We start from the raw sequence: 2583 nt of genomic DNA, 5'->3' as shown, positions 1-2583 counted from the left end.
CCCCACGGGTGCGACCGGTGCCACGGGCGCGACCGGCTCCACCGGTGGCACCGGCCCTGCGGGCCCGACCGGCGCGGCAGGCTCGGTGAGCACGGGAGTCACCGTGCGCGAGATCACGCTGCAACCGGTGAATGCACAGGCCTGCGCCGTCACCTCCTGCTGCAATGCGGGCGAGAAGGTGCTGGGCGGCGGCCATTCCGCCAGCACCGGACAGACATCGCCCGAAGACATCGGTGTCTACCTGGGCGAGAGCCGCCCGGTGGCCAATTGCGGCGGCAATGCGGGCACCTTCGGTTGGACGATCCGCGCCCTGAACTCCTATCGCTCGGACCTGCAAAGCTGCACGGCCTACGCGATCTGCGCCCAGTAACGGCGCTGGCTTCACCCACGGCCCGCATCGCCCCATGACCGCCCAGCCCACCGTGGCACCCCTTGCGCCCAACGACTTCCCGCCCATGCGGCGGCTGGCGCACGGCATGGCCGAAGTGGCTGCGGCGCTGCAAGAGGTCCATGCGTTGCCGGACGGCCTCTGGGGCCCGCATTTCAACCTGGCGAAGCACAACGGCGGCTGGCACGTGGCGGCCCTGCGCAGCACGTCCCGCTCGCCGCTGCCTGCCGCGCCAGGCGAGTTCGCCGCGGACTTCTTCCAGGACGAAGCCACGATGGCGCAATGCCCCGCCATTCGGACCCTGGTGGCCGGCATCACGGAAGGGGCACCGCTCAAATCGGTGCGCGTGCTGCGTCTCGCGCCCGGTGGCGCCATCCTGGAACACGCCGATGCTGGCGTGGGCCTGCGGAATGGCGAGGTGCGCCTGCACCTGCCGCTGCAGACGCATGACGAAGTCTTTTTCCATGTGGATGGCCAGCGGGTGCCCATGCGCACGGGCGAGTGGTGGTATGCCGATTTCTCCCTGCCGCACCGGGTTTGCAACCGGGGCACGGTCGAGCGGCTGCACCTGGTGGTGGATTGCGAGGCGACGCCCCGCCTGCGCCAGGCCATCGCTGCGGGCGATGCCGGGCGGCCCTACCCGCCCGAACAGGACCCGCAGTGGCGGTTCGCGCGGTTTCGGGAACAGGTCTTCGACGAACCGGCGCTGCAGGACCGCCTGCTGGGCATCCACTCGCGGGAGGCGTTCGCGCAGGCCTGCATGGAAATGGGCCAGGCCCGCGGATGGGCCTTCACCGAGGCGGAAGTCCTGTCCGCCATGGCCTCCGGGCGGCAGGCATGGATGCAGCAATGGGTCGTCTGAATTTCGAGGGCTGGTCGCCCATCCGCATCTATTCCGGGGCTGGCGGCGAGACGCTGGTGGACTGGATGCGCGCGCCGCCCGAGGTCACGCGCGCGCCCTTCTTCTCGGACGGGGTGCAGGATGCGATGCATCGCCCCTTCCACCAGGGGTTTCGCCGGCAGACACCGCTGTCCGATCTGCTCGACTGGGCGCAGGCCTCGCCAGGCCTGGCGCCATCGGGCATCGTCTTTCACGTGTCGCGCTGCGGCTCGACGCTCGTGACGCAGGCCTTCGCGGCGCTGGACAGCCACGTCACCCTCTCGGAGCCTCCGCTGCTGGACGATCTGATGCGCGCGAACGCCCGGCTGCCCGGCATGGATCGGGCACTGGCGGTTCCCGCGGCCAGGGCGGTGGCCAGCGCATGGTCGCAACCGCTGCGGCCGGACCACGGGGCAAGGCGCAGCCACCTCGTCATCAAATGCGATTGCTGGGCCACAGGCTATGCGGACCAGATCGCGCAAGCCTGGCCCGACACCCCGTGGCTTTTCCTGTACCGGGACCCGCTGGAAGTGCTGGTGTCCCAGTGGCAGCAGCGCGCGGCCTACCTGATCCCCGGCGGGCCTCTGGGGGTCAACCTGGCTGGCATCGCGTTCGACGATGCGCTGCAGATGGGCCTCGAAGCCTATTGCGCCCGCAGCCTGGGCGCCCTCTACGAAACCATGGTGCAGCAGTTCCGGCCGGAGCGCACACTGCTGCTCGACTACCGGCAGCTTCCATCGGCCATCCTCACGGAGGTCGTGCCGCATTTCGGCATGGCGCTCGACGCTGCGGCCACCGAGCAGGCCGAACTCACCTTCGCTGTCCATTCGAAGCACCCCAACCATCCGTTCGCACCCGACGCGCAGCGCAAGCGCAGCCAGGCTTCGCCTCGCCTGCACGAACTGGCCATGCAATGGATCGATCCCCACTACCGCGCCCTGGAAGCCATGCGCGCGGCGGCAGGCAAGGCCTCCATGCACGCCGGCGGAACCCCTTCCGAAGCCCTTGAAGCCGGTTGACCACGCAATGACTTCTTCGCTCCCTTCTCCTGCGCGACTCGGCCGACGCGGCTTCCTGGGCGCCTCCGTGTCCACGGCAGCGACCATGGCCTGCGCCGCTGCGCCGGCCCTGGCAGCGCCGACGGACCGGCAGGGCCCGGCGCGACATGACACCCCGCGGACGGTCGGCGTGCTGCTGCCGGAATCGTCACGCTACCCCACCCTCTCCGCCGAATTCCTGGCCGGCCTGCAAGTGGGCGCCGAGGCCTCGGAACACCCCCCGCGTTGGCTGCCGCTGCCCTACGGGCGCAGTCCCC

At 70.3% G+C, this 2583-nt stretch carries 2 protein-coding genes and 2 pseudogenes; all 4 read left to right on the top strand.

The window, feature by feature from the left end; all coding sequences use genetic code 11:
- Nucleotides 1–370 (top strand): annotated as a pseudogene (locus AC27KI_RS22580) (hypothetical protein); the annotation flags it as partial.
- 34 nt (nucleotides 371–404) lie between these two features.
- The gene (locus AC27KI_RS22575) at nucleotides 405–1250 is read left to right on the top strand and encodes an aspartyl/asparaginyl beta-hydroxylase domain-containing protein (protein WP_487115935.1); all 846 of its coding nucleotides are present in this window, start codon (nucleotides 405–407) and stop codon (nucleotides 1248–1250) included.
- Complete coding sequence (locus AC27KI_RS22570; protein ID WP_284429051.1) at nucleotides 1238–2287, top strand: sulfotransferase family protein; 1050 nt, start codon at nucleotides 1238–1240, stop codon at nucleotides 2285–2287. Before AC27KI_RS22575 ends, AC27KI_RS22570 begins: the two co-directional genes overlap by 13 nt.
- A 7-nt stretch (nucleotides 2288–2294) precedes the next feature.
- Nucleotides 2295–2583 (top strand): annotated as a pseudogene (locus AC27KI_RS22565) (ABC transporter substrate-binding protein); the annotation flags it as partial.

The sequence above is a fragment of the Acidovorax sp. KPB24-03 genome (genome assembly GCF_057546605.1).
Note: the sequence above shows the minus strand (reverse complement) of the source record. Positions and strands in the feature narration are given on the sequence as shown.